The organism is Ralstonia sp. Ralssp110 (assembly GCF_047325135.1).
Lineage (GTDB): Bacteria > Pseudomonadota > Gammaproteobacteria > Burkholderiales > Burkholderiaceae > Ralstonia > Ralstonia mojiangensis.
In genome coordinates this window covers 844,033-868,428 of record NZ_CP168609.1, presented here as the reverse complement: position 1 = coordinate 868,428, position 24,396 = coordinate 844,033, and the positions used below count along the sequence as shown (strand labels likewise).

Here is a 24,396-nt window from a genome sequence, read left to right as displayed (position 1 = left end):
TGATTCCGGCGTAGGGTCAAACTCAATCCGTCTCGTCGTCGATAGACAAGCCCTGGCTGCGGAACGTGCTGGGCGCCACGCCGTACCAGCGCCTGAAGGCCTGCGAGAACGTGGACAAGTCGGCGAAGCCAAGCCGCTCCGCGATCTCGCCGAGCGCAAGTTCACCTTCCCTTAGCAGCGCCTCGGCCATCGCGCCGCGTGATTCGGCCAGCAACGCCCTGAAGGTTGTGCCTTCATCGTGCAGCCGACGCTTGAGCGTGCGTTCGCTGGTGTTCATCAGGCGCGCCATGCTGCTTAGCGTAGAGAGCGTGTTGCCTGGCGCTGCGCTCAAGTAATGGCGGATTATCGCCGCCGTGCCCACACGTAAGCGCCGCTCTTCTATGAGGCGGCTGCACATCTGCTCGCACATCGATGCCGTGATGGGGTTGGCGTGTGGCAGTGGCCGGCTCAGAAATGATCGGTCGAACGCAAGACTGTTGACGTGCGCTGAATATTCCGGCTCCGCGGCGAAGAGCTTCCGGCGCATCGGAGAAGGTCCACGCGTGAGCGGAGGGCTGGCCCTGAGCGTAAAACGAGAGAGTGCAAAGTCGTCTCCTCCGATTTCCTTCAGCAAGATCGCGGCGGCGGCCATGTCGCGCTCCACAACAAACCGCTTCACCTCATCGGCCAGCTCCGGCTCGCCAAAACTCAGCACGGCGAGGTGGCCTTCTTCGTGATACGTGATCACGGTAAATGCGTAGGTGAGCGGCAGGAAACGCAGGGCTAACGCCATGGCATCGCCCGCCGTGGCACTGCTGATCAGGCCGTAGCCCCACACCCCATACGCCGAAAAGTGGTAGCGCAGCCCCAGCTCCAGTCCGAGCCCTGGCGGATGCTTCAACAGGCGCAGCAGGTTGCCAACCACGCGCAGCTCCTGCGCAGCGGTCAGCTCCACATTCGGGTCGGACAGTTGGGCCAGCGACAGCTGCGTGCCGGCCAGCAGCTTTACCGGCGAAAGCCCACGCTCCTGCCCGAAATCGACCAGCAAGCGCGCGCTGGCCGGGCTCCGAGTGAACTCCCAGAAACGCATACGGAGAAACCCTTGGGACGTGCCATTTGGCCCAAATACTAAAACAGTTGTCCCCGCGCGCCATTGGTGTTTTCCCATGCCGGAAGCAACATCAAGCGCATCCGATATGCCGCTCCGGTGGTGTTTGCAACCCCCGCTTCCAGGAAGACCCAGATCTTCCCGAGCCCGTGGCGCCAGCCTTGCACGTCGGCTTGCCAAGCGGCTGGCGGCTTACAGCGCTTGGTTCAAAAAAACATTGTGGAGACAACAACATGGGCAACATCTTCGACTACGTCATTGTGGGCGGCGGGTCCGCCGGCAGCGTCGTGGCAGGGCGACTCACTGAAGACCCGGCGGTGACGGTCTGCGTTTTGGAGGCAGGCGGTGGCGGGAGTGCACCCGTCATCAATATCCCGACCGGCGCCGTTGCGATGCTGCCGACCAAGCTCAACAACTGGGCATTCGAGACCGTGCCTCAGCCCGGGCTTGGCGGCCGCAGGGGATATCAACCGCGTGGCAAGGCATTGGGTGGTTCATCGGCGATCAACGCGATGGTCTACATACGCGGGCATCGCAATGACTACGACGACTGGGCCGCGCGCGGCAATGTCGGTTGGTCCTATGAAGACGTGCTGCCGTATTTTCGGCTCAGCGAGCACAACGAGTGGCTCGATAACGCATGGCATGGCCGGGATGGCCCGCTTTGGGTCAGCGACCTGCGCTCCGACAACCCTTTCCAAGCACGCTACCTGGAAGCCGCACGCCAAGCGGGATTGCCGCTTACGGATGACTTCAACGGTGCAGAACAGGAAGGCGTTGGCATTTACCAGGTGACGCAAAAGCACGGTGAGCGGTGGAGCGCAGCACGCGCTTACCTGTTGCCGCACATCGGGCGGCGAGACAACCTGAGCGTCAAGACGCATGCCCAAGTGCAGCGCATCCTGTTCGAGGGCAAGCGGGCCGTGGGCGTTGAAATGCTGCAAGGCGGCCAGCTTCATACGGTGCGGGCACGCCGCGAAGTGGTGCTGGCGGCCGGCGCATTCCAGACACCCCAGTTGCTGATGCTCTCCGGCATCGGCCCTTCTGATGAACTGGATCGCTTCGGTATTCAGACGCGCGCGCATCTGCCGGGGGTGGGCAAGAACTTGCAAGACCATCCGGACTTCATCTTCGGTTACCGGGCGCGCAGCCTCGACACGATGGGCGTGTCGCTCGGTGGCGGCCTGCGCATGCTGAAAGAGATCCGACGATTCCGCCAGGAACGGCGAGGCGCGCTCACGTCAAACTTTGCCGAAGGCGGCGGCTTTCTCAAGACCCGTGCCGGGCTCGCGATGCCCGACGTCCAGCTCCATTTTGTCGTCGCGCTGGTGGACGACCATGCGCGGTCGTTTCATCTGGGTCATGGGCTGTCTTGCCATGTCTGCCTGCTGCGTCCGCGCAGCCGCGGCTCCGTCACCCTGCAGAGCAACAACCCCCAGGACGCGCCGCAGATCGACCCCGCGTTCTTTCAGGATCCGCAGGATCTCGAAGACATGGTGGCGGGCTTCAAACTCACGCGCAGGCTGATGCAGGCACCGGCGCTGGCTGAATGGATCACGAAGGATGTGTTCACCGCCAACGTGAGCACCGACGACGAGATTCGCGAGGTCCTGCGGCAGCGCACCGACACCGTCTACCACCCGGTCGGCACATGCCGGATGGGCAACGACCCGCACGCCGTCGTGGACGCTCAACTGCGCGTGCGAGGTCTGGAGGGTCTACGCATTGTTGATGCTTCTGTCATGCCCACGCTCATCGGCGGCAACACCAACGCGCCAACGATCATGATTGCCGAGAAGGCGGTCGACATGATGCGGGGCCGCAGCCGGGTCCAGCCAGCGCCACGCGAAGCGGTCTCCGTGCCCGCGCAGTCCCAATTCAATGCCTTGGAGGAAAGCAGCCATGCTTTCAGCTAACCCCAACCGCTCTTCCGACGCGGCAACACCGCACGCAGCCATCATCATCGGATCGGGCTTTGCCGGCATTGGCATGGCCGTGGCGCTCAAGCGGGCCGGGCTGCACGACTTCGTCATCCTGGAGCGGTCACATGACGTTGGCGGTGTCTGGCGCGACAACAGTTATCCGGGGGCGGCGTGCGACGTGCCCTCACACCTGTATTCCTTCTCTTTCGAGCCCAACCCGAACTGGTCGCGCATCTTTGCGCCCCAAGCGGAAATCCACGCGTACCTGCAGCATTGCGCGCGCAAATACGCCGTCGAGCCGCACATCAGATTCGGCGCGGAAGTCGCGCGTGCGAAGTATGACGAACAGCATTCGGTCTGGCAGGTCACGCTACAGGATGGGACAACGCTCAGCGCCACGCTGCTCATCAGCGGCACTGGGCAGTTGAGCCGCCCCGCCTTCCCGCAATTGCCGGGCATGGAAACCTTCAAGGGGCACACCTTCCACTCCGCGCACTGGGATCACGGCTATGCGCTCTCAGGCAAGCGCGTGGCGGTGGTGGGAACGGGCGCATCGGCCATCCAGTTCGTGCCGGCCATCGCGGATACCGTGCAGCAACTCACGGTCTTCCAGCGCTCGCCGGCCTACATCATGCCTCGCCCTGATCGCGCTTATCGGCCCTGGGAGAAGGCAGTGTTCCGGGCGCTGCCATGGGCGATGAAGCTGCACCGCGCGATGATCTACGCGCGCTATGAGTCTCGCGCGCTGGCGTTCACGCGCTTCAAGGGGCTCATGCAACTGGCGGTGGGCGTGCCCTTCCGGCGACTGCTCTCAAAGCAGGTTCCTGACGCCGCGCTGCGCGCCAAGCTCCAGCCCGACTATCCGATCGGCTGCAAGCGCATCCTGCTCTCAAGCGAATACCTCGCGGCCATGAGCAAGCCCAACGTTCACCTGGTGACCGAAGGCATCCGCAGGGTGACCCCAGGCGGCATCGAAACCATTGACGGCACGCGCCACCAGGTCGACGCCATCATCTACGGCACAGGTTTTGCCGCCACTGAATTCCTTTCGCCCATGCGGATTACCGGACGCGCGGGCCTGGACCTGAACGATGCCTGGCGACGCGGTGCTGAGGCATACCTGGGCTTGACCGTACCGGGCTTTCCCAACTTCTTCATGCTGTACGGCCCGAACACGAATCTTGGGCATAACTCCATCGTCTACATGCTGGAGAGCCAGATCGCCCACGTCATCCGCTGCTGCAAAGCGATGACAGCAACCCATACGACCAGCATCGAAACGGATGCGCGACGCTACCGGCGTTTCAATGCGCATATTCAGCAGCGCCTGGCGAAAACCGTCTGGAGCGGGTGCAAGAGCTGGTACGTGGATGCAAGCGGCCACAACAGCACCAATTGGCCTGGCTTCACGTTGACCTACCGCTGGCTGACCCGGTTTTCGAGCCTGCAGGCATACCGCCTGACGCGAGCGCTGCCAGGATCGGTGGGCTTGACCGCCGGCGTTGCCGTGGCCGAACCGCAAGGGTGGTGGGAAGCGGCCAATGCATGGTTCCTGCGCAACTTCCTGCGTATCGGTTTTCGCTCGCTCATCGGGCCGCCTTTCGGTGCTGCCGTTCAGCGCAGCGTCGTGCGCGTGCTGTCTCCGCTCATGCCGGGCGTGATCGGAGTGATCCGCTACCGGGACTTGGTCGGCGACGTGCCGGTTGAAGTGGTGGCGCCCAAACGTGGCGAGACCGACGGCGCCATGCTCTACCTGCACGGAGGTGCCTTCTGCCTCGGAGGCTCGGGCACGCACCGCAGCATTACGACCCGCCTGGCGGTGGAATCTGGCATGCCGATCTGCGTGCCCAACTACCGGCTTGCGCCCGAGCACCCTTACCCTGCCGCGCTGCACGATGCACTGGCGTGCTACGACGCGCTGCGCAGCCAGGGCTATGCGGCAGAGAAGATCGTCGTCGCGGGCGACTCTGCCGGAGGCGCACTGGCCCTGGCCCTGGCGCTTGCATTGCGGGAGCGCGGCGATACCGCTCCTGCATGCCTGCTGCTGATCTCACCCGTGACCGATGCCACGTTGAGCGGCGACACGCTGGTGTCTGAGCGGACCCACGATCCAATGATCCGCCGCGGCTGGCTCGAACAAGGGCTGCGCTGGTACCAGGCACCCGCCGGAGCCGCTGAGCACACGCCGCTCGAGGTCGACTTACGTGGACTGCCGCCCATGTTGATCCAGGTTGGCGAGCACGAAGTGCTGCGATCGGATGCCACCCGGCTGGCAGAGCACGCTACGAGCTGCGACGTGCCGTGCCGCATTGAGGTTCACGCTGCGCGTTGGCATGTCTTCCACCTTCAATCGTTTTATCTACGCTCCGCGGTTGAGGCACTGCGCACGCTTGCCGATTTTGCCCGCGAGCGGATAGCGAGCGGGGCAAGCGTCGCACGTGCCGACGTGCCGCCGCTTGGATGACCAGGCATGAGGCGTATCACACCGAAACCGCCACACGGCGCACCGATCTGCGGCGACCAAGCAAGTCAAACACGCGAGCGGATCGTGGCTTACGCCTTGAAGACCTTTAACGAGGTCGGCGTGGCAAGCGTCACGACCACCGGCCTCTGTGCGGGGCTCGACATGAGCCCCGGCCATTTTTACTACTACTTTCGCGGCAAGCAAGCGGTCGTGATGCATCTCTTCGACTACTTCAAACGCGACATGCAGGCGCAACTCCGTGGTCGTCCGGGCGGCGCCCTGTCGGGCGAGCGCCTATCCGAACGCCTTCTCAAGGTGCTCGAGTGCGTCTGGGAATACCGGTTTCTTTACCGGGACATGAATGGGCTGATTGCATCAAGCCGGACGCTTGAGCAAGGGTTCAAGGAACTGGTCGACCAAAGCGTGCATGCTCTGAGCACCGCGCTCTGCGTAGACCGATCTGAGCATCAGGGCGGGCCGCGCCTGGCTCAACTGGAAACTGCTTGCCGCTGTGCGGTCATCGTGGCGACGTATTGGCCTTCGTTCCAGTTTCTGCACAACGCCAGGCAGCTCAATGACCGGAATCCTACGACGCATGCGGTTCACAAGGTACGCGACCAGATACTGGCATTGTTGCGGCCGTTTCTAGAGACACCGTCGGACGACGCCTGCGCAGCAGCGTTGGACTGTGCACGGCGCCCGCGAGAAGTCGAAGCGTCAGTCTTACCGGCATGATCGAAGCGGCCTGATATTGCGCGTGTAGTCCTAGCGCCCTGGGTTCGAACTGATCGAGCGCTTCAGCCGTTTTTGAGGGTGGTGCGACTTGTCCACAGCAATGCGCACACCGCTTGCAGAACCTCGCGCAAGCGCTTGACGCACAAGGGTTTGTTGCACGATGTAACAGCGCCCGTCGATGTGGATAACTTGCCCTGCACGCACACGTTTTATGTGATCTGCACGTTTGCCGAAACCCGTCAAGCCCTTTTGTGACTTGGGTCTCGGCGGGCGAGGCGGGTTATGCACAGAACATGTGGATAAGTCTGTGGGAAACACCACCCGACCCGCGTGGCGACGGGTTTGGATCGGCGCTGCTCGCGAATGTGGCACGGACTTGTCGGCGAGGATGGCCAGCACATTGCAACGATTGATTACAACTTGAAACAGCAAGTCGAACGCCCGTTGCCCAGACTTTCGTTACGCGATGGCTTGATCGCGACCGACGCATTCAAGGAGAAGAACATGGTTCGGGTACTGACGATTCTGCTGGCCGGTGCCACGCTGCTGACGGCAACCGGCTGTGCCGACATGACGGCACGTCAACGCAATACCGCTATTGGCGCGGGTGTGGGCGGGTTAGCCGGCGCTGCTTTGATTGGTGGTCCGGGTGCCACGCTTGGTGGTGCCGCATTGGGCGGCCTGGTGGGCAACGTATCGACGCGTTGATTTCCGTTCGACACTAGCGTCGACCTAAAAGAAACGGACCCGAGGTTAAAACTTTGGGTCCGTTTTTTTATGCCTGTGCGCGGCTTCGACTGCGCAGCAACTCTTCCAGCGCCGACACTTCCAGCGGCCGCCCAAACAGGAAACCCTGCACCTCGTCGCACGCATGTGCAGACAAGAAAGCCGATTGCTCTGGGGTCTCCACACCCTCGGCCGTGACCGTCATGTTCAGTGCGCGGGCCATCGCGATGATGGTCTTGGTGAGCGCCACGCAGTCGGCCACCCCGGGTACGCCGCTGATGAACGATCGATCGATCTTGATGTTGTGGATCGGCAAGCTGCGCAGGTATGACAGCGACGAGAACCCGATGCCGAAATCATCGAGCGAGATGCGCACGCCCCGCGCGGCCAGACTCATCAGCAAACGCTGTGTCGATTGCCGGTCGGCCAGCAGCACGCTTTCCGTCAACTCCAGCTCCAGCCGGCCCGGCGCCATGCCCGACGCCTTGAGCGCCTCGTCGACGTCGCGCTCGATCACGCCGGCATCGCACTGCCGCGCGGACACATTCACCGCCATACGCCCCGTGAAGCCGAATTTGCGCGCCCATGCCTCGCCCTGCGCGCAGGCTTGCATGAGCGCCCAGCGGCCAAGTTCGAGGATGTAGCCCGACTCTTCCGCCACGTCGATGAACTCGGTGGGCGACACCGCGCCCAGCTCGGGGTCGGACCACCGCATCAGCGCCTCGACCGCCACCAGTTCGCCAGAGTCCAGCGCGTACTTGGGCTGATACACCAGCCGCACCTGACCGCGCCCGAGCGCACGCCGCATGCGCTCGTTGAGTGTGAAGCGGCGCAGCATCTGTGTTTCCAGCGTGCGCGAATACCGGGTGATGCGGTTGCGGCCGCTTTCCTTGGCGCGGTACATGGCGGCTTCAGCATGGCTGACCAGCGAAGCCGCATCGGCGCCATCTTCCGGGTAGGCCGCTACGCCAATGCTGGCTGACAGATGCACCTCGCGCTCGCCGCCGGTAAACGGGCGGGCCAGCGCGTTGAGCACCTGTTGCGCGAGTGTGTCGGCGGCGCTCGGATCATCGATGGCCACGCAGAACTGATCGCCCCCCAGGCGTGCCAGCAAGGCGCGCTGGCCCGCCTGGCTGCGGATGCGCTGCGCCGCCATGTTGAGCACCTGGTTGCCCACGTGGTGCCCCATCGCCTCGTTCACGGTTTTGAAGTGGTCGAGCCCGATATACAGCAGCGCGGATTCGCCCGTGGACGGCAGCGTCAGCCGCGCATCGAGCCGCTCGATGAACGCCGCCCGATTGGGCAGACCCGTGAGCGAATCTTTGGTCTCCAGCAGACGAAGTTGCTCGTAAGCGGAGCGCTCGGCCGTGATATCGGCAAAGATGACCAGCACCGCATGCGGTGAGGCACTGTCCGGTGAGAACATCGGCAACACCGATTCACGCAGCCACACGATCTGCCCATTGCCGGCCGGCACACCCACAACGACGTTGCTGATTGCGCGCCCCGTGCGGGCGGCCAGCGTGGAGGGCCATGCGGCGCGCGGCAGGATGGCGCCGTCTTCGCCCAGCATCATGTCGTTCAGTGCCACACGGGGGCGGCCTTTCCATGATGCGCCGGACATGCGCAGAATCTCGGCCGCGCTGCGGTTGTACGACAGCACGCGGCCATCGGTGGACAGCGTCAGCACGCCCTCGCTCAAATGATTGACGACCAGCCGGTACTGATCGCGCAGCTCGCGGGCCTGGCGATATTCATTCTCCAGGCGCAGCAGCTTGACCAACGCGGCGATGTAGCGGCCGCACTCCGCGCGCAACGTTGAGTCGTCGGGCGGGTTGGCAGTTGGGAAGAAGAGGCAGAGCAGATCATCGGCGACGGCCATGCCGCCATGCTGGGCCGGGATGCGGCACAGCCATGTCGGCTGCGCGGTATCCAACACGCGGACGACCGCTTCGCGCAAAGCCGCGGGCGCATTGGTTTCGCGAATCAGTTCGATGGGCGCCAGCTCATTGAGCAGCGGTGCGATGCGGGCCAGTTCGATATCGAACTCACCCTGTGCTGCGGTGGGCAGGTGCGCTGCGTGATCGTCGCGCAATGCCAACTTGGCCCGGGCACGCTGCGTGCCATAGAGCCTCGCGCGCCCCGAGACGACGCGCACCACCACGCACAGCGCCGACGGCAAGGCCGCTTCCAGCGCCCGCAGCGCGGCATGCAACCGCTCGCCCAGCGACGCGGCGGACGGCAGCGTGGAAAGCAGATGATCGAGATGCTCGTGCGGCAGCGCTGCACCAATGGCCTCGGCGCTCAGCACGCGTTCGCCGGCCTTGCCAGGCAGCTGCGCATCGAGCGGCAGCGGCAATCCGTGCACGACAACCTGCTGCGCCGGCAGCCCGTCAAAGCGGGTCGGCGTGACCGTCAGCCGAACGCTGACCACCTCGTTGGAATCGCCTGCGGAAAGGGCTGAGACAAGTTGTGCTGGCGATATGGCCCCAGCATCGGGCTGGCTTACATCGGCGTCTTCGCCGGTATGCGTCTCCAGCCACGTGGGCATGTCCTGGAAGAAGCGCGAGAAGGGCTCGCCAAGCAGTTGATCGGCCGACAGCGCCCGCACCATGCAGACGCCCGCCGCATTGGCAAAGACGATGCGGCCTTCGAGCACCACATAGAGCGGAACCGGAAGGCTCTGCGCCGACAACGGGTAGGAAATTTCGTCTGGCATCCCGCGCTCCAACCTGAGGTATCGCCCGTCCTCTCTCATTAAGCGTGGACTTCGGAGGCGCGCAATAAGAACGCGCCGTCTACCGGAAGTCGGGGGCAGTGCTGTTCATGATGCGCAAAACTCGTGCGCGGCGCAAAGTCTAGTTTGTGGTCGATACAACACATTCCGGATTCGCTTTGTCGGCCCCGCTGTTGTTCTTATGGGTTGCGGGTTTCAAAACGGCTTGCTGCGGCTGGGCTGAGGGCGCTGGTCCTATTTCAGTATCCACGCCATTTCTACCTTGCTGCGTGGCGAAATGCTGATCTATCCAGCAATGCGTCAGTGCCAACCCGATTGCACACATCAAAACGCATGTTCCCATTGTCAGGATGAAATAAGCGCTGATCCGTTCGACTGAACGTTCGGGAAAGAAAAAGGTCGCGGCGGCAAAGAGGATGCCTGCCAGTACGCCAACAAGCAAAGGCAGATAGTAAAAACGACGCGGCAAGGGCGTATTCATTGTTGTCTCGTCCAACTGCAACCATGAGGGTGGTGCTTTGAATCGATTTACTGACAAACCCGAATGGGCATGCCATGGCGGATCCAATCGCGTTGCATGGCAGACGCGCACGCTGCGGCCTGCGTATGAGTTGATATTGCGTTTGCTGTACTGCTGCGGATTGCTGCTTGCGGCAAAAGCCGGAATTGCGGGACCCGGCTGCGCTTGCTATGGTGGTGGCACTGAAATGCAGCGCGATACCAGCCTGCGGCTTTGCATGATCGCGTACGCTAATCCGATGCGTCAATCCGGTTTTCCGGTTGAAACTGAGCATCCGGTGTGCCACGAGTTGATTCCTTGCTGAGTGGAGCCGTTTGAAGGGGAACGATCAAAAACGTTGAAATTTGATTTCAGTTATGAATACAATTGATCTAATATCTGATCCACACCAGACTTCACACCAGAATTTATTGGGAGCGCATATGGCGACATACAAGGAATTGATTGCACAAAAGGCCAAACTGGAAGAGCAGATCGAAACTGCGCGCGCCAAGGAACTGGAAGCGGTGATCCAGCAAGTGCGCCAGACGGTTGCCGAATATGGCCTGACGGCTGAAGACCTGGGCTTGGCTCAGCGTCGCGGCCGCCGTGCCGGTGCGAAGGCGCCGGTGCCGGCCAAGTATCGTGACCCGAAGACGGGTGCAACGTGGTCCGGCCGCGGCCGTGCTCCGGCCTGGATTGGCAAGAACCGCGATAAATTCCTGATCGCCTGATCTGCCAGGCCTGCCTGCTTGGCGCGCGTGCAAGCGTGCAACGCGAATGGCCCACCTGTCCGGTGGGCCTTTTGCATTGCTGCGCACGATGATCGTTCCTGTATAACGACGGCATGACGCCCCGCCTGCCCAAATATCTCGAACTGGCCGACCGCATTCGGCTCGACATCCTGCACGGAACCTTGCCGGCCGGCAGCATTGCGCCCAGCGAGAACGAAGTCGCCCAGCGCTACGGCGTATCGCGCTTGACGGCGCGCCGCACGCTGAATGAGCTGGCGGCGCGCGGGCTGCTCCGGCGCTCGCGAGGGCAGCGGAGCGTGGTGCTCGATCGCGTGGGGCCGCATCGGCCGGTGCTGTACGCGCCGGGCCAGTCCGACGCCGCGCTGGAATACGTCCCGGGCGCCGTCTATACGGTCAGTGCATTTCAACTGGAGGCGGCCGACGAGACCGTGGCTGCCGCGCTTGACCTGGCGGTGGGCGCGCAGGTGGCGTTTGTCGAGCGCCGCGCCCAGGTGGATGGGCAGCCCATCATGCTGCTGCGTACGTGGCTCACGTCCAGGCTTGCGGCGATGCTCGAGGCGCGCGACTTTGAAGATCGCCTGTTCGTGCAAGTCTTTCAGCGCGCCAACCTGACCATTGTGCGCTCTCGCGAGGCTCCGCTGGCCTGTGTGGCCGATGCTTACCAGGCCGCGCAGCTCGGCGTGGAAGCCGGCGTGCCGCTGGTCCGTGTGCGTCGTATCGGCTACAGCGTGGCTGATGTACCGATCTCCCTCACGTACTGCGATTTTTCCCCCGAGCGCTACACGCGCGAAGTCGACATCCGCGTGCTCCAAAACGACTGAAAGCGCACTGCGCCAGACCGGTGCAGAAACGGCGCCACACACCCCGCGATGGGGACTTGTCCGCCTAAAGTATTCAAGCTAGTCTGCGCCCCTTCCCCCGAAAACATATTTATTTGTGAAGCGACGCTTTGCCGACAGCGTATTGGCACGGCAGTTGCATTCACGGCGCCATCTCAGCGGCGGCGGGTTGAGCCACCTGCCGCCCCAATGCTGATTCAGTCGATTCAACACACCGGAACCACAAGAGGGAGAAATCAATAATGCAACTCAAGCGACGTTTTTCGCTGGCCGTGCTGGCCGCCGCCGCTGGTCTGACCGCAGGCGCGGCGCAGGCTCAATCGTCTGTGACGCTGTACGGTCAGGTGGATGCCTGGGCGGGCGCCACCAAAAACCTGGGTCAGGACCGCGCCTGGGGCGTCAACTCGGGCGGTATGTCGACGTCGTACTGGGGTCTCAAGGGCAGCGAAGATCTGGGCAACGGCCTGAAGGCAATCTTCACCCTGGAAGCGTTCTTCCGCCCCGATACGGGCAAGTCCGGCCGCTTTGATGGCGACCACTTCTTCGCACGTAATTCGTTTGTCGGTCTGCAGTCGAACAGCTGGGGCTCGATCAAGCTCGGTCGTAACACCCCGCCGTACTTCGTTTCGACGATCCTGTTTAATCCGTTCATCGATTCATACACGTTCTCGCCGATGGTGTTCCACACCTACCTCGGCAACGGCCGTTCGGGCGCCGCGGGCATCTCGGGTCTGGTGGGGGATTCGGGCTGGGACAACTCGATCATGTATTCCACGCCGGACATGGGCGGCCTGACGGCTAACCTGATCTACGGCGCGGGCGAGCAAGCCGGCCACAACGGTCAGAACAAGTGGGGCGGCAGCCTGCTGTACTTCCGCGGCAACTTTGCAGCTACGGCGGCGTTCCAGCAGGTGCGCTACGACGGCGCGCCTGGCGACCTGAACAGCCTGGTGGCAGGCTTTGCGCGCCAGACGGCGGGGCAGCTGGGTGCCACGTATGACTTTGGCGTGGTCAAGGTGTACGGCCAATACCAGTACATCAAGAACACGATCAGCACCGGCGACGCGAAGAGCAACGGCGGCCAACTGGGCGTGTCGGTGCCGGTGGGCCCGGGCAGCATCCTGGCGTCGTACGCGTACACGAAGACCTCGGGTGCGGCTGACGTGAAACGCAACACCTGGGCGGTCGGTTACGACTATTCGCTGTCCAAGCGCACCGATGTGTATGCGGCGTACTTCCGCGACAAGGTGTCGGACCTTTCGACGGCCGACACCTTCGGTGTAGGCATCCGCGCAAAGTTCTAAGCCTTTCGCGTTCTGCTTTCCTTGTCACCGTCCGCGTCTCGACACCGCGGGCGGGCATTTACAACGGCGTCCGGATTCCGGGCGCCGTTTTTTGTTATGCGGAAGACGGGTAAGAGCTGAGCGTCAGCCCGTGCGCGCCAGGCGCAGCGGCGGTGAGGGCTGCGAAGAGGACTCCGCCCCAATGTTCGGCTGATTCAGCAGCATGGCGCCGCGTTGCGTGGCGACGAAGACGGCCTCGGTACGGCTGCGCACTTCCAGCCGGCGATACAGCGCGTTGATATGCGCCTTGGTTGTCGCCTCGGAAATACTCAGCATGCGGCTGATGGTTTTGACCGGATGCCCGCGCGAGAGCAAGACGAGAATCTCATATTGACGCTGCGTCAGGCCGAGCAATGCGCCATCGTCATTACCGTTGGCAGAACCTGCCGCAATGGCTTCAGGCCGTGTCAGCACGATCGACGCCGGCACATAACGGCCGCCGGCGAGCACCAATTCCAATGCCGCTGCAATCAATTTGCCGGAATAGCTTTTCAGCAGATAGGCCGAGACATTCAATTGCATCAGCGTCCGCACGTGCGCAGCGGAGTCGGTTTCGCCCAGTACGGCGACATGCCGGGGATGCGGCTGTTGCAACAGTCGGGAGAGGGCTGGCAGATCGTCGATGCCGGGTAAGGGCAGGCCGATCAGGGCCAGTTCGGCGTCCGCATGCGCCGCGAGGTTTTCAAAGAGAGCTTCGTCTGGCTCGACGCTGACCACTTCTGTGATGGCCGGCAAGGATTGCAACACATGGGTCGCGCCGGCACGCACCAAAGGGTGTGCCTCCACTACGATTGATTTCACTGCGCCGCCTGTCTGGTTATGGTTTGTTTGCCCATTTCCGGAATCAGCTTGTTGCCGCGTCTATTTGAACCCAGCAGGTCCAAAATCAATATGGCCGTGCTTGTGGAAATGCTTCTGGCGTGCGGTCTCGGTATATTTCCCCGTTCAACCGGCGGTCACCGCAATGCGGTGCCACCGGGCCGAAACCTTGGCACGCCATTCAGGCGCAAATTCCTTCCGGTTTTTCTTGTTTATGTCGCCAGGCGCGGAGGATTAACCCCGCCAAAATCGCAGAATAAATCCCCAGCATGCTTGTTGCACCCATCAATGGGATGTAAACCTTTTTGTTTACCCCGATCGGTGGTGTGCTAGACCCCCTATAGATAGCAGGATCAGGCAGCAGCAGCTAGCCCCACTTCACGCCCATTGACGTGAGCGTAAAGCGGGGCTTTTGTACCCAAAAAACGTGTTGTGGTGGCTTATTGCGCGACGACCGAGAAGCGTGGCATCGACAGCGGTTGCTTGCCGTCGCGGCCATAAGGGGTGCCGCCGCCATTGTTGGCAGCATGCAGCACGGACAGCGCGTTCTGCGTGGCGCGCAGGCGCAGGTCGATCAGCGTGCCGTTGTCGATGTTGCGCTGGCGCAGCAGGCGGGCCAGGGCCAGGTTTTCGTCGAACAGGCGGCTGGCGGTTTCATCGGTACGCAGGTATTTGACCAGCCCGTACGGATCGGCGCCGCCGTGCTGGGCCCACCACAGGCGGCGATCACGGTCGGCTTCGCCCAGGGCGGCGAGCTGTTTTTGCTTGGTCTGGGTGATGCGCTCGAGTTCGACCATGTCGCCATCGCGCAACGCCTGCGCTTCGGCATCCAGGGTGAGGGTGGCGGCGCGCAGCAGTTCCTGCTCGTCGGCAAGGGTGCGGATCAGCAGTGTGTTATCCATGGTGACTACCTCAGGCTCAGGCTTGGAAGCTTGGGCAGCCGCCGGCTGGCACACCGCCCCGCCGCGATCGGTCCGAACGGACCGGCGGCGTCAGAAAATACAGGGGACGGACGACGGGAACCCCCCGTCAGACCTTCTTGGATCGCGTGGAGAGCAGCGATTGCGCGTCGGAAAGCGCCGCATCGGCGATCTTGCCGGCGTCCATCTTGAGCGTGCCATTCTGAATGGCACTGCGGATCTGCTCGACGCGCGCGGCATCGAAGTCGCCGCTGCCCACTTGGCGCGAGACTTGTTGGACCGACAGCGACGGCGCATCGCCGGTGTGGCGCGTAGTGCCCGAAGCCGTCGTAGCGGCCGGGGACGAACCGGTCGCGCGCGTCGACCCGGACGCAGCGTCCTTGGTCGGCGCAACGGCCGGCGTGTTGTTCACGATATGGTTGATTTTCACGGGTGTCTCCGAAGAGCGCGTTCATCCTAACACCCATATCGGCCAACCCCGGCCCAAACTTTAGCGGCAGGTAACGATAACGCATCACAGTGTGAAAGTGATCTATCGTTATCAATTTGGTATCAAAATTGGATCGCCACGACGCCGGCGGACTGTGCGATACCGGAGACGACATTGCCGTTGGCAGTGCGCACCTGCGCCACTTGGCCCACGGCAGCCTGGTTCATGGCTCGGCCGTCGCTGCTGACCTGGAAGCCGCCGCCCTCGGCGATGAGCTTGACGGTCTGGCCGGCTTGCACGGCAACCGGCAGGCGTAGGCTTTCGGCGCGCAGCGGCTGGTTGGCGGCCACGCTTGTGAGCAGTACACGCCCCACCACATCGGCCGGCTGTTGCACGACCGAGGCCGGCAGCATCGACAGGTCGCCCGTGCGGGCTTCCAGATCCCCCATATCAAGCGTCTTGCCCGGCGGGAGCTGGTGCGAGGCGACGTAATACGTCCCCGTAATCTGAATCGTGGCCGGCACCCAGGCCGCCCAGGCGTGAGGCGTGCGGCAGCGCACGCCCACTTGTATACGGCCGCGCAGGCGGTTGGCCGCGGGCAGCATCAGGTCGATCTGGTCGCAAGGCTGGTTGGCCACGCGTGCATCCACGGGGCCCACTTCCACCGACGCACGTGGCGCTCCCGTTTCATTCGTGCCGCCCAGGATGTCCAGTTGCGACTGCAGTTGCTGCTGAATCTGCATCTGGATGGCGTTCGGGCCCTGGATGGTGGTGGGCTGCGCGGGCTGTTGCACGGCTTGGGCCGGCGGATAGCCGACGCGCACCATGCCCTGTGCGTGCGCCAGGATCGGGTGCGTGATGCTCGCCAGCAGGCCCAGCGCCAGGATCAACAACAGCTGGCGCTTGCGCCCAGCCAGCGGCATGGCCGTGGCGGCAGGTCGGTTCTGGTGGTGCGCGCTGCGTGCAAACCGCGTGGACATGGAGAGCCCCTTCATCAAAAGTCCGGTGAAGTTTAGCCACGCGTGCGCGAACGCCAAATGCGGAAATGTCGGCCAATCCCCCCCTTATTCGGACGAATGGTCTTGCACACCGGCCCCTAGACTTTGCAACGTGGTGAAGTCCCTGGCGTTGTGCGGTTCCTGGCCGTACAGCCTGCCCCGGTAGACGGCCAGGTTGCGCATTCTTCGGCCAGATATCGGATTCGCAGACAGGTCTTTTCCACTGAGGTTGCATGACGGCAACTCAGCATGACAAGCGGTTCAGCGGTTTTGGAGACGGCATCGGCGGTTTTGAAGGGGCCGCTGATGCCGAGTTCTCCGGCCGAAGGGAACGCGCAACACGCAAACGCAACACAGAACGCAACCCAGGCGGGTGGCAGCAGTAACCAGGGCGCCACGCGCAAGGAATGACAGACATGGTCGACAAGCTGGATCAGTTGTTCGGTTTTCAGGAGCAGGCGCTGCACTTGCGCTCGCAGCGTCACCAGATCCTGGCCTCGAACATCGCCAACGCCGATACGCCCAATTACAAGGCGCGCGACTTCGATTTTCAGTCGGCCCTGCAGAAGGCGGTCGGCCAGCAAAGCGGTAACAGCCTGCCGATGACGGCAACGGCTGCAGGCCACCTGAGCGTGGATGGCGCACCGGCCGGCGATGTCTCGCTGATGCAGGCGTCGCTGTCGCAGCAGACCAAGGCGCTGCAGGGCGAAGTGCAGTACCGCACGTCGCAGCAGCCGTCCATCGACGGCAACACGGTGGACATGGATGGCGAGCGCATGCGCTTTGCCGATAACACCGTGCGCTACGAGGCCGATCTGAGCATCGTGACGCAGAAGATCAAGTCGATGCTGGCGGCCATTCAGAACAGCTAGCGCGCGATGTAGCACCAGCAGCAAGAGCAGCAAGAGCAGCAGACAGGCATTAAGACGACCGCGCTGCAATCACGCGCGGCGAAAGAGGGGCGGGAACTGTGTGGCGCTCCGGGCCGAGAAAGATCGGTCCGGAGCAAGCCGCCATACAGAACAACCGGATCGGTTCGGCAGCAATGCCGGCAACAGTATTTGAAGACATCGGAATCAACATGTCGCTATTCAAGGTGATGGATGTAGCTGGCAGCGCGCTCACCGCGCAGTCCAAGCGCATGAACGTGGTCGCCTCCAACCTGGCCAACGCCGAAAGCGTGACGGGCCCGGACGGCAAGGCATACCGCGCCAAGCAGGTGGTGTTCTCGCCCGCGCAGGAGTCTGACGACTACGCCACCGGCGTGTCGGTCGACCGCGTGGTGGAAGACACCGTCACCCCCATGAAGCGCATGCACCAGCCGGGCAACCCGCTGGCCGATGCCGACGGCTACGTGACCATGCCGAACGTCGATGTGGTGGACGAAATGGTCAACATGATTTCTGCGTCGCGCTCGTACCAGGCCAACGTGGAAGTCGCCAACACCACCAAGACGATGGCCTCCAAGGCTCTGACCCTGGGCCAGTAAGCGGCACCTTCCTAGCGAGACACGAACATGACCGTCAGCTCAACGACCAACACCACCAGCACCGCGGGTACGACCTCCGGCAACCAGCTCGCCATCACCAGCGGCAACGACCTGCAAAACACGTTCATGCAACTGCTCGTGGCGCAGTTGAAGAACCAGGATCCGCTCAACCCGATGGACAACTCGCAGATGACCTCGCAACTTGCGCAGATCAACACTGTGAACGGCATCCAGCAGTTGAACACCACGATGTCGAGCATGCTCACGCAGAACGCGACCACGCAGGCGTCGTCGATGATCGGCCGCACCGTGCAGGTGCCGACCAACAACCTGACGCTGGCTTCGGGCGCCGCCAACTTCGGCGTCTCGGTGCCCACCGGTGCCGACGATGTCGTCGTCACGATCACGAACGCTGCGGGTGTGGCTGTGCGCACCGTCGACCTCGGCCAGATGGCAGCCGGCAGTGGCAACTACACGTGGAACGGCAAAGACGACAAGGGCAACCAGCTCGCCGACGGCGCCTATTCCATCAAGGTGACGGCCACGCAGGGTGGGAAGGTCGTCACGGCAAACGCGCTCGGCACCGACAAGGTGGCTGGCGTCACCATCAACAACGGCACGATGCAGCTGGCGTTGGCGTCTGGCGGAACCGCCAAGCTGTCCGACGTTGCATCGATTCAGTAATTACCGGTCAACTGCGGGCAGACCCCGCGCTTTTATCTTCTACGGGAGAACACTATGGGATTCCAGCAAGGCCTGAGCGGTCTCGACGCCGCCTCTGCAAACCTCGACGTGATCGGCAGCAACGTGGCAAACGCCAACACTGTCGGCTACAAGAAATCGACCGCCGAGTTTGGCGACGTGTACGCACGCTCGCTCGTGGGTGCGTCCGATAACCAGATCGGCCAGGGCGTGAGTGTGACCAAGGTGTCGCAGTCGTTCACGCAGGGCAACGTGACCAACACCGGCAACCCGCTGGATATCGCCATCAACGGCACGGGCTTCTACCGCATGGTCGACCCGTCCAGCGGCCAGGTGTCGTACACGCGTAACGGCCAGTTCCAGACCGACAAGAACGGTTTCATCATCTCGGCCACCGGCCAGAACCTGACCGGCTACGGCGTGGATTCCACCGGCAAGGTCAACACCGCCGTGCTGACCAACCTGAAGATTCCCGTCAACGACCTGGCGCCGCTGGCGACCACCAACACCGCGTTCGGCGTGAACCTGGATGCTGCCGCCACGGTGCCGACCACCACGCCGTTCTCGGCCACCAACTCGGCCACGTTCAACCACTCCGTTTCGGAACAGGTGTACGACGGCACGGGCACGGCCCACATGCTGACCAACTACTACGTGCGCACCGCCGCAGGCTGGGATGTGTACTCGCAAGTTGACGGCAACAACCCGACCGGCGGCAACCCGGTGACGTCGCTGACGTTCAACAGCAGCGGCCAGCTGACTTCCACGCCGAGCAAGATCGCCACGGCCTTCGCCGGCATGAGCATCGCCAGCATGGATTTCACGGGCACCACGCAGTACGGCGGCGGCTATAACGACACCGCCCCGGGCGTGACGCAAGACGGTTACGCCACCGGCCGCCTGGCCAGCTACGCGGTCGGTACCGATGGCACCGTCACCGCGCGCTACTCCAATGGCCGCACGTCGACGCTGGGCCAGGTTGCCATGGCCAACTTCAAGTCGCCCGAAGGTCTGCAGAACATCGGCGGCAACCAATGGGTGGAAACGTCCAACTCGGGCGCCCCCAACCTGGGCACGCCGGGCATGGGTTCGTTCGGCCTGCTGCAATCGTCGGCGGTGGAGCAATCTAACGTGGACCTGTCTGCCGAGCTGGTCAACATGATCATTGCCCAGCGCTCGTATCAAGCCAACGCGCAGACCATCAAGACGCAGGACACCATCCTGCAGACCCTGGTGACGATGTAATCGTCGTTGCCCGAAGCTGACTGACCGCACACCAAGGACACTCGCATGGACCGCTCGATCTACGTGTCGATGACTGGCGTAAAGCACCTGTTCGATCAACAGGCTGCCAGTGCCAACAACCTCGCCAACGCCAGCACCACCGGCTTCAAGGCGCAGATCGACGCGTTCCATACGGTGGGTGTGCAAGGCGATGGCTCGCCCACGCGCAGCTACGTGATGGCCTCGGCCATCGGTACGGACCTCGCGCCCGGCCCGATCGAGACCACCGGCCGCAGCCTGGATGTGGCCATCGACGGGCAAGGCTTCTTTGCCGTGCAGACGCCCGATGGCGGCGAGGCTTACACCCGCGCCGGTACGTTCCAGCTCGGTCCTGACGGCACGATCCAGACGCTCTCCGGCCAGCCGGTGCTGGGCGATGGCGGCCCGATCACGCTGCCGCCCGACACCACGGTGCAGTTTGCCAAGGACGGCACGGTCAACGCGATCAGCGCCGACAGCCGTACGCCGCCCGTGTCGCTGGGCCGTCTGAAGCTGGTGAGCATCGACCCGTCGAACATCGACCGCGGCGCCGATGGCCTGTTCCGCCAGCGCGACGGCCAGGATGCCGATGTGGATGAGAAAGTCCGTGTGACCGGCGGGGCGCTTGAAGGCAGCAACGTCAACCTGACCGATTCGCTGGTCAACATGATCGAAATTTCGCGCCAACTGGAAATGCAGATGAAGTCGCTGCACACGAGCGACACGAACGCCCAGTCGGCCAATGAACTGCTGCGCCACGCCTGAACGGCCGGCGCAATGAATTGAATCAACCAAGGACTCGAACATGATTCGCTCCCTGTGGATTTCCAAAACCGGGATGGACGCCCAGCAATCGCAGCTGGATGTCATCTCGAACAACCTGGCGAACGTCAACACGACGGGCTTCAAGCGCTCGCGCGCCGTGTTCGAAGACTTGCTGTATCAGAACGTGCGCGAGCCGGGTGCGCAGTCGTCGCAACAGACCACGCTGCCTTCGGGCATGCAGATCGGTACCGGTACGCGCATCGTCGCCACCGAGCGTCTGCACACGCAGGGCAACCTGCAGCAGACGGGCAACTCGACCGACGTGGCCATCAACGGCAACGGCTTCTTCCAGGTGCAGATGCCCGACGGCACGCTGGCCTACACGCGTGACGGTAGCTTCCAGATCAACGCGCAGGGGCAGCTTGTGACCTCCAGCGGCTACCCGGTCCAGCCGGCCGTGACGGTGCCGCAGAACGCCACCAGCCTGACCATCGGCAAGGACGGCGTTGTGACGGTCACTACGCCGGGCACGGTCAACAACACGCAGGTGGGCACGTTCCAGCTGGCCAACTTCATCAACCCGGCCGGCCTGCGCAGCATGGGCGAAAACCTGTACGCCGAAACCGAAGCGTCGGGCACGGCCAACCTGGCCAACCCGGGCTCGAACGGCGTGGGCGCGCTCAATCAGAACTACGTTGAAACGTCCAACGTGAACGTGGTGGAAGAAATGGTCAACATGATCCAGACGCAGCGCGCGTATGAGATCAACAGCAAGTCGGTCCAGACGTCGGACCAGATGCTGGAGAAGCTGTCTCAGCTTTGAGCTGACGGCGCAGTTTTTGAGGATGTAGTGCGATGCATACCCCCCCGGTTTACTCGCTCCAGAATGGCAAGCACAGCGGCCGCGCTGTGTCTGCTGTTCGAGTCGTTCGATTGGCCGTGCTTGGCACGGCCGCCTTGCTCGCTACGGCGTGCGGCATGCTGCCGCCGCCGGCCCCGATCGTGCAGGGTCCGACAACCGCGCGCCCACCGATGCCGGTGATGGCACCGCGCCAGAACGGGGCGATCTACCAGGAAGTGGCATCGGGCAGCGGCGGGTTCCGCGGCATGTTTGAAGACCGCCGCGCCCACATGGTGGGCGACACGATCACGATCGTGATCACCGAGAACACGGCGGCCAGCAAGCAGACCTCCGGCAGCGTCAACCGCACGGGCAGCATGAGCGCTTCGGTGCCGACGTTTGCCGGCATGAACCCGGGCGTGCTGTCGCTGCTGGGTGTGTCGGCCAGCGACGCCAACAAGTTCGACAGCAAGGGCGCCAACGGTGCGCAGAACAACTTCACGGCCACGATTACCGTCACAGTGGTGGAAGTGCTCGGCAACGGCAACCTGGTGGTCAGCGGCGAGAAGCAGATGGCCGTGGGCCAGGGCACCGAGTCGATCAAGTTCTCCGGCGTGGTCAACCCGACCACCGTCAACAATCAAAACACCGTGTTGTCTACCCAGGTGGCGGACGCACGCATGGAATACCGCGGCACGGGCTATGTGGCCGAAGCCCAGCAGATGGGCTGGCTGTCGCGGTTCTTCCTGACCGTGTCACCGTTCTGAGGGATCTGCCATGACTTTGCATCGAACGAGGTTGTATCGAACCCTTGGCGCGGCCCTGGTGGCACTGAGCGCAATTTCCGCAGTTGTTCCGACAACGGCACACGCTGATCGCATCAAGGATCTGACCACCGTTGCCGGCGTGCGCGACAACGCGCTGATCGGCTACGGCCTTGTCGTCGGCCTGGACGGCAGCGGCGACCAAACCACGCAAACCCCGTTCACGGTCCAGAGCTTCAACAACATGCTCACGCAGTTCGGCATCAATGTGCCGGCCGGCGCGAGCATCCAGCTCAAGAACACCGCCGCCGTGGTGGTGACGGCTACGCTGCCTGCCTTTGTGCGGCCGGGTCAGACCATCGACGTGACGGTGTCGTCCATCGGTAACGCCAAGAGCCTGCGTGGCGGCACGCTGCTCCTCACGCCGCTCAAGGGCGTGGACGGCCAGCTCTACGCATTGGCACAAGGCAACGTGGTGATTGGCGGCGCAGGCGCATCGGCCAATGGCAGCAAGGTGCAGATCAACCAGCTCGGCGCCGGGCGTATCGCCAATGGCGCCACGGTGGAGCGTGCCGTGCAGGCCACGGTGGGCGAGGCGGGCAGTATCCAGCTCGATACCGGCACGACAGATTTCGGCACGGTGCAGAACATCGTCACCGCCATCAACAAGCAGTTCGGCACGGACACGGCGCAAGCCGCGGACGGCCGCACGATCAACGTGCGCGCACCGGCCCTGGCGTCGGACCGCGTGGGCTTTCTGGCCAAGCTGCAGAACATCGACGTGACACCGGCGCTGGCCGCCGCACGTGTGGTGGTCAACGCCCGCACGGGCTCGGTGGTCATGAACCAGCTCGTCAAGCTCGAGCCCTGCGCGGTGGCGCACGGCAGCCTGTCGGTCACCATCAGCACAGATCCGGTCGTCAGCCAGCCGGCGCCGTTCTCGCAGGGGCAGACGGTGGCCGCAGCGCGCTCGAACATCGAGGTCAAGCAGCAAGGCGGCAGCCTCATCAACGTGAAGGGCGGCACCAACCTGGCGGACGTGGTCAAGGCCATCAACGCGATTGGCGCCAACCCGCAAGACCTGATCTCGATCCTGCAGGCGATGAAGGCGGCCAACGCGCTGCGCGCCGATCTGGAAATCATCTGACGCTGGGGAGGCCACGATGAACCAAACCGACCTCACCAGCCGCCTGGCGCTCGATTCCCGAGGATTCGAGTCGCTCAAGCAAACGGCACGTACCGATCCGACTGGCGCCGCCAAGACCGTCGCCAAGCAGTTCGATGCGATCTTCGTGAACATGATGCTCAAGCAGATGCGCGATGCATCGCCGCAGAACGGGCCGCTCGATTCGTCGTCGAGCAAGATGTACACGTCGATGCTCGACCAGCAGCTTTCGCAGACCATGGCCTCACGCGGCGTGGGCGTGGCAGACCAGCTTCTGAAACAGATGCTGCGTCAGGCCAACCATGTGAACCCGGATGCGGGTGGCAAGGTGAATACCGCGCTGTCCAACACGACGGCGACCAATACCGCGCTGCCGGGTGCCGCAGGTGCCACCAACGATGCCGCGAAGGCCATCGCCCGTTCGTCGCTCAACAGCATGGCCGCAGCCGTTGCGCCGGGCACGGAAGACGACGGCTCGGGCATCAGCACCGTGCCGCGCCCGGGCCTGGAAGAACGCGTGCAGCGTGCGCTGGCCGCCCTGCGCAAGCAGGCGGATGCCCAGGCGCAGGCCCCCAGCGCGCCGCCAGAAGTCGACCTGTCGACGGTGGCATCGGAGCCGCGCGGCGAGCGCATGAGCAGTTTCTACAACAAGCTGATCGGCCACGCATCGCAGGCGGCGCAGGAAACCGGCATTCCCGCCAACTTCATGATCGGCCATGCCGCACTGGAGTCCGGCTGGGGCCGCCGCGAGATCAAGGCAAAGGACGGCACGAACACGCACAACCTGTTCGGCATCAAGGCGGGCGGCTCGTGGGCAGGCAAGACCGCCACGGTGACCACCACCGAATACATCGGCGGCGTGGCCCATAAGGTCCAGGAGAAATTCCGCGCGTACAGCTCATATGCCGAGGCGTTCAAGGACTACGCCAACCTGCTGGCCAACAACCCGCGCTACAGCAACGTCGTGGCAGCGGGCAACGGCAACGATGCGGCGTCGTTTGCCAAGGGCTTGCAGCGCGCAGGCTACGCCACGGATCCGAACTACGCCCACAAGATCATGGCGGTGCTCAAACAGATCGTTTGAGTGATCTAAGGGCCATATTTTGGCGACGACGGCCGGCTCAAGTTTGCGC

At 63.2% G+C, this 24,396-nt stretch carries 24 protein-coding genes; 17 read left to right on the top strand and 7 right to left on the bottom strand.

All coding sequences use genetic code 11. The annotated features are described in order from the left end of the window. Positions 1–22: 22 nt before the first annotated feature. Entirely contained in the window at positions 23–1,069 is a 1,047-nt protein-coding gene (locus ACEN9T_RS04570) for an AraC family transcriptional regulator (RefSeq protein WP_413706559.1), read from the bottom strand. A gap of 251 nt (positions 1,070–1,320) precedes the next feature. Here ACEN9T_RS04570 and ACEN9T_RS04565 point away from each other — a divergent pair, with 251 nt between their 5' ends. From ACEN9T_RS04565 to ACEN9T_RS04550, 4 genes are all read left to right on the top strand, one after another. Further along, on the top strand, positions 1,321–3,003 hold the full coding sequence (locus ACEN9T_RS04565) for a GMC family oxidoreductase (RefSeq protein WP_413706558.1): 1,683 nt from the start codon (positions 1,321–1,323) through the stop codon (positions 3,001–3,003). Beyond that, positions 2,990–5,473 (top strand): flavin-containing monooxygenase, encoded by a 2,484-nt coding sequence (locus ACEN9T_RS04560; RefSeq protein WP_413706557.1) that lies wholly within the window; start codon positions 2,990–2,992, stop codon positions 5,471–5,473. The genes ACEN9T_RS04565 and ACEN9T_RS04560 overlap by 14 nt, the downstream gene beginning before the upstream one ends. Positions 5,474–5,569: 96 nt before the next feature. Beyond that, a complete protein-coding gene (locus tag ACEN9T_RS04555; RefSeq protein WP_413706556.1) occupies positions 5,570–6,208 on the top strand; it encodes a TetR/AcrR family transcriptional regulator in 639 nt (212 codons plus the stop codon). Between the two features lie 504 nt (positions 6,209–6,712). Then, on the top strand, positions 6,713–6,916 hold the full coding sequence (locus ACEN9T_RS04550) for a hypothetical protein (RefSeq protein ID WP_009277078.1): 204 nt from the start codon (positions 6,713–6,715) through the stop codon (positions 6,914–6,916). Positions 6,917–6,983: 67 nt separating this feature from the next. On the opposite strand, the gene ACEN9T_RS04545 is transcribed toward ACEN9T_RS04550, so the two are convergent. Both ACEN9T_RS04545 and ACEN9T_RS04540 read right to left on the bottom strand, forming a co-directional pair. Further along, a complete protein-coding gene (locus ACEN9T_RS04545; RefSeq protein WP_413706555.1) occupies positions 6,984–9,653 on the bottom strand; it encodes a putative bifunctional diguanylate cyclase/phosphodiesterase in 2,670 nt (889 codons plus the stop codon). 139 nt (positions 9,654–9,792) lie between these two features. After that, entirely contained in the window at positions 9,793–10,152 is a 360-nt protein-coding gene (locus tag ACEN9T_RS04540) for a hypothetical protein (protein ID WP_413706554.1), read from the bottom strand. A gap of 37 nt (positions 10,153–10,189) precedes the next feature. On the opposite strand from ACEN9T_RS04540, the gene ACEN9T_RS04535 reads away from it, so the two are divergent. From ACEN9T_RS04535 to ACEN9T_RS04520, 4 genes are all read left to right on the top strand, one after another. After that, entirely contained in the window at positions 10,190–10,495 is a 306-nt protein-coding gene (locus ACEN9T_RS04535) for a hypothetical protein (RefSeq protein ID WP_139219352.1), read from the top strand. Between the two features lie 118 nt (positions 10,496–10,613). Continuing rightward, complete coding sequence (locus tag ACEN9T_RS04530) at positions 10,614–10,904, top strand: H-NS family nucleoid-associated regulatory protein (RefSeq protein WP_009240021.1); 291 nt, start codon at positions 10,614–10,616, stop codon at positions 10,902–10,904. A gap of 113 nt (positions 10,905–11,017) precedes the next feature. Continuing rightward, positions 11,018–11,746: a GntR family transcriptional regulator gene (locus tag ACEN9T_RS04525; protein ID WP_413706553.1), complete on the top strand. Its 729-nt coding sequence runs from the start codon at positions 11,018–11,020 to the stop codon at positions 11,744–11,746. 260 nt (positions 11,747–12,006) lie between these two features. After that, entirely contained in the window at positions 12,007–13,068 is a 1,062-nt protein-coding gene (locus tag ACEN9T_RS04520; protein ID WP_092971049.1) for a porin, read from the top strand. A gap of 123 nt (positions 13,069–13,191) precedes the next feature. On the opposite strand, the gene ACEN9T_RS04515 is transcribed toward ACEN9T_RS04520, so the two are convergent. The 4 genes from ACEN9T_RS04515 to flgA all read right to left on the bottom strand — a co-directional run bounded on the left by ACEN9T_RS04515 (position 13,192) and on the right by flgA (position 16,256). After that, the gene (locus ACEN9T_RS04515; protein WP_092971050.1) at positions 13,192–13,908 is read right to left on the bottom strand and encodes a LuxR C-terminal-related transcriptional regulator; all 717 of its coding nucleotides are present in this window, start codon (positions 13,906–13,908) and stop codon (positions 13,192–13,194) included. A gap of 458 nt (positions 13,909–14,366) precedes the next feature. Further along, complete coding sequence (locus ACEN9T_RS04510; protein WP_004631399.1) at positions 14,367–14,828, bottom strand: flagella synthesis protein FlgN; 462 nt, start codon at positions 14,826–14,828, stop codon at positions 14,367–14,369. A 127-nt stretch (positions 14,829–14,955) separates the two neighbouring features. Then, the gene (flgM, locus tag ACEN9T_RS04505) at positions 14,956–15,276 is read right to left on the bottom strand and encodes a flagellar biosynthesis anti-sigma factor FlgM (protein ID WP_092971051.1); all 321 of its coding nucleotides are present in this window, start codon (positions 15,274–15,276) and stop codon (positions 14,956–14,958) included. A gap of 122 nt (positions 15,277–15,398) precedes the next feature. After that, positions 15,399–16,256 carry a flagellar basal body P-ring formation chaperone FlgA gene (gene flgA / locus ACEN9T_RS04500; RefSeq protein ID WP_413706552.1) on the bottom strand — a complete coding sequence of 286 codons (858 nt, stop codon included), beginning with the start codon at positions 16,254–16,256 and terminating at the stop codon, positions 15,399–15,401. Positions 16,257–16,690: 434 nt separating this feature from the next. Between flgA and flgB the strand changes: the two genes are divergently transcribed. The 9 genes from flgB (at position 16,691) to flgJ (ending at position 24,347) form a co-directional block, all read left to right on the top strand. Next, a complete protein-coding gene (gene flgB, locus ACEN9T_RS04495; RefSeq protein WP_024542108.1) occupies positions 16,691–17,146 on the top strand; it encodes a flagellar basal body rod protein FlgB in 456 nt (151 codons plus the stop codon). A 209-nt stretch (positions 17,147–17,355) separates the two neighbouring features. After that, positions 17,356–17,763, top strand: coding sequence for a flagellar basal body rod protein FlgC (gene flgC / locus ACEN9T_RS04490; RefSeq protein WP_004631403.1), 408 nt, complete (start codon positions 17,356–17,358; stop codon positions 17,761–17,763). Between the two features lie 27 nt (positions 17,764–17,790). After that, a complete protein-coding gene (locus ACEN9T_RS04485) occupies positions 17,791–18,447 on the top strand; it encodes a flagellar hook assembly protein FlgD (protein ID WP_413706551.1) in 657 nt (218 codons plus the stop codon). 54 nt (positions 18,448–18,501) lie between these two features. Further along, complete coding sequence (flgE, locus tag ACEN9T_RS04480; RefSeq protein WP_092971053.1) at positions 18,502–19,710, top strand: flagellar hook protein FlgE; 1,209 nt, start codon at positions 18,502–18,504, stop codon at positions 19,708–19,710. Between the two features lie 45 nt (positions 19,711–19,755). After that, positions 19,756–20,493, top strand: a complete 738-nt coding sequence (flgF, locus tag ACEN9T_RS04475; protein ID WP_024977569.1) for a flagellar basal-body rod protein FlgF — start codon at positions 19,756–19,758, stop codon at positions 20,491–20,493. Between the two features lie 40 nt (positions 20,494–20,533). Next, positions 20,534–21,316 carry a flagellar basal-body rod protein FlgG gene (gene flgG / locus ACEN9T_RS04470; protein WP_009240010.1) on the top strand — a complete coding sequence of 261 codons (783 nt, stop codon included), beginning with the start codon at positions 20,534–20,536 and terminating at the stop codon, positions 21,314–21,316. A gap of 32 nt (positions 21,317–21,348) precedes the next feature. Continuing rightward, positions 21,349–22,101 (top strand): flagellar basal body L-ring protein FlgH, encoded by a 753-nt coding sequence (locus ACEN9T_RS04465; protein ID WP_092971054.1) that lies wholly within the window; start codon positions 21,349–21,351, stop codon positions 22,099–22,101. A gap of 10 nt (positions 22,102–22,111) precedes the next feature. Further along, a complete protein-coding gene (locus ACEN9T_RS04460) occupies positions 22,112–23,245 on the top strand; it encodes a flagellar basal body P-ring protein FlgI (protein WP_092971055.1) in 1,134 nt (377 codons plus the stop codon). A gap of 16 nt (positions 23,246–23,261) precedes the next feature. Next, complete coding sequence (flgJ, locus tag ACEN9T_RS04455) at positions 23,262–24,347, top strand: flagellar assembly peptidoglycan hydrolase FlgJ (RefSeq protein WP_092971056.1); 1,086 nt, start codon at positions 23,262–23,264, stop codon at positions 24,345–24,347. Positions 24,348–24,396: the final 49 nt, after the last annotated feature.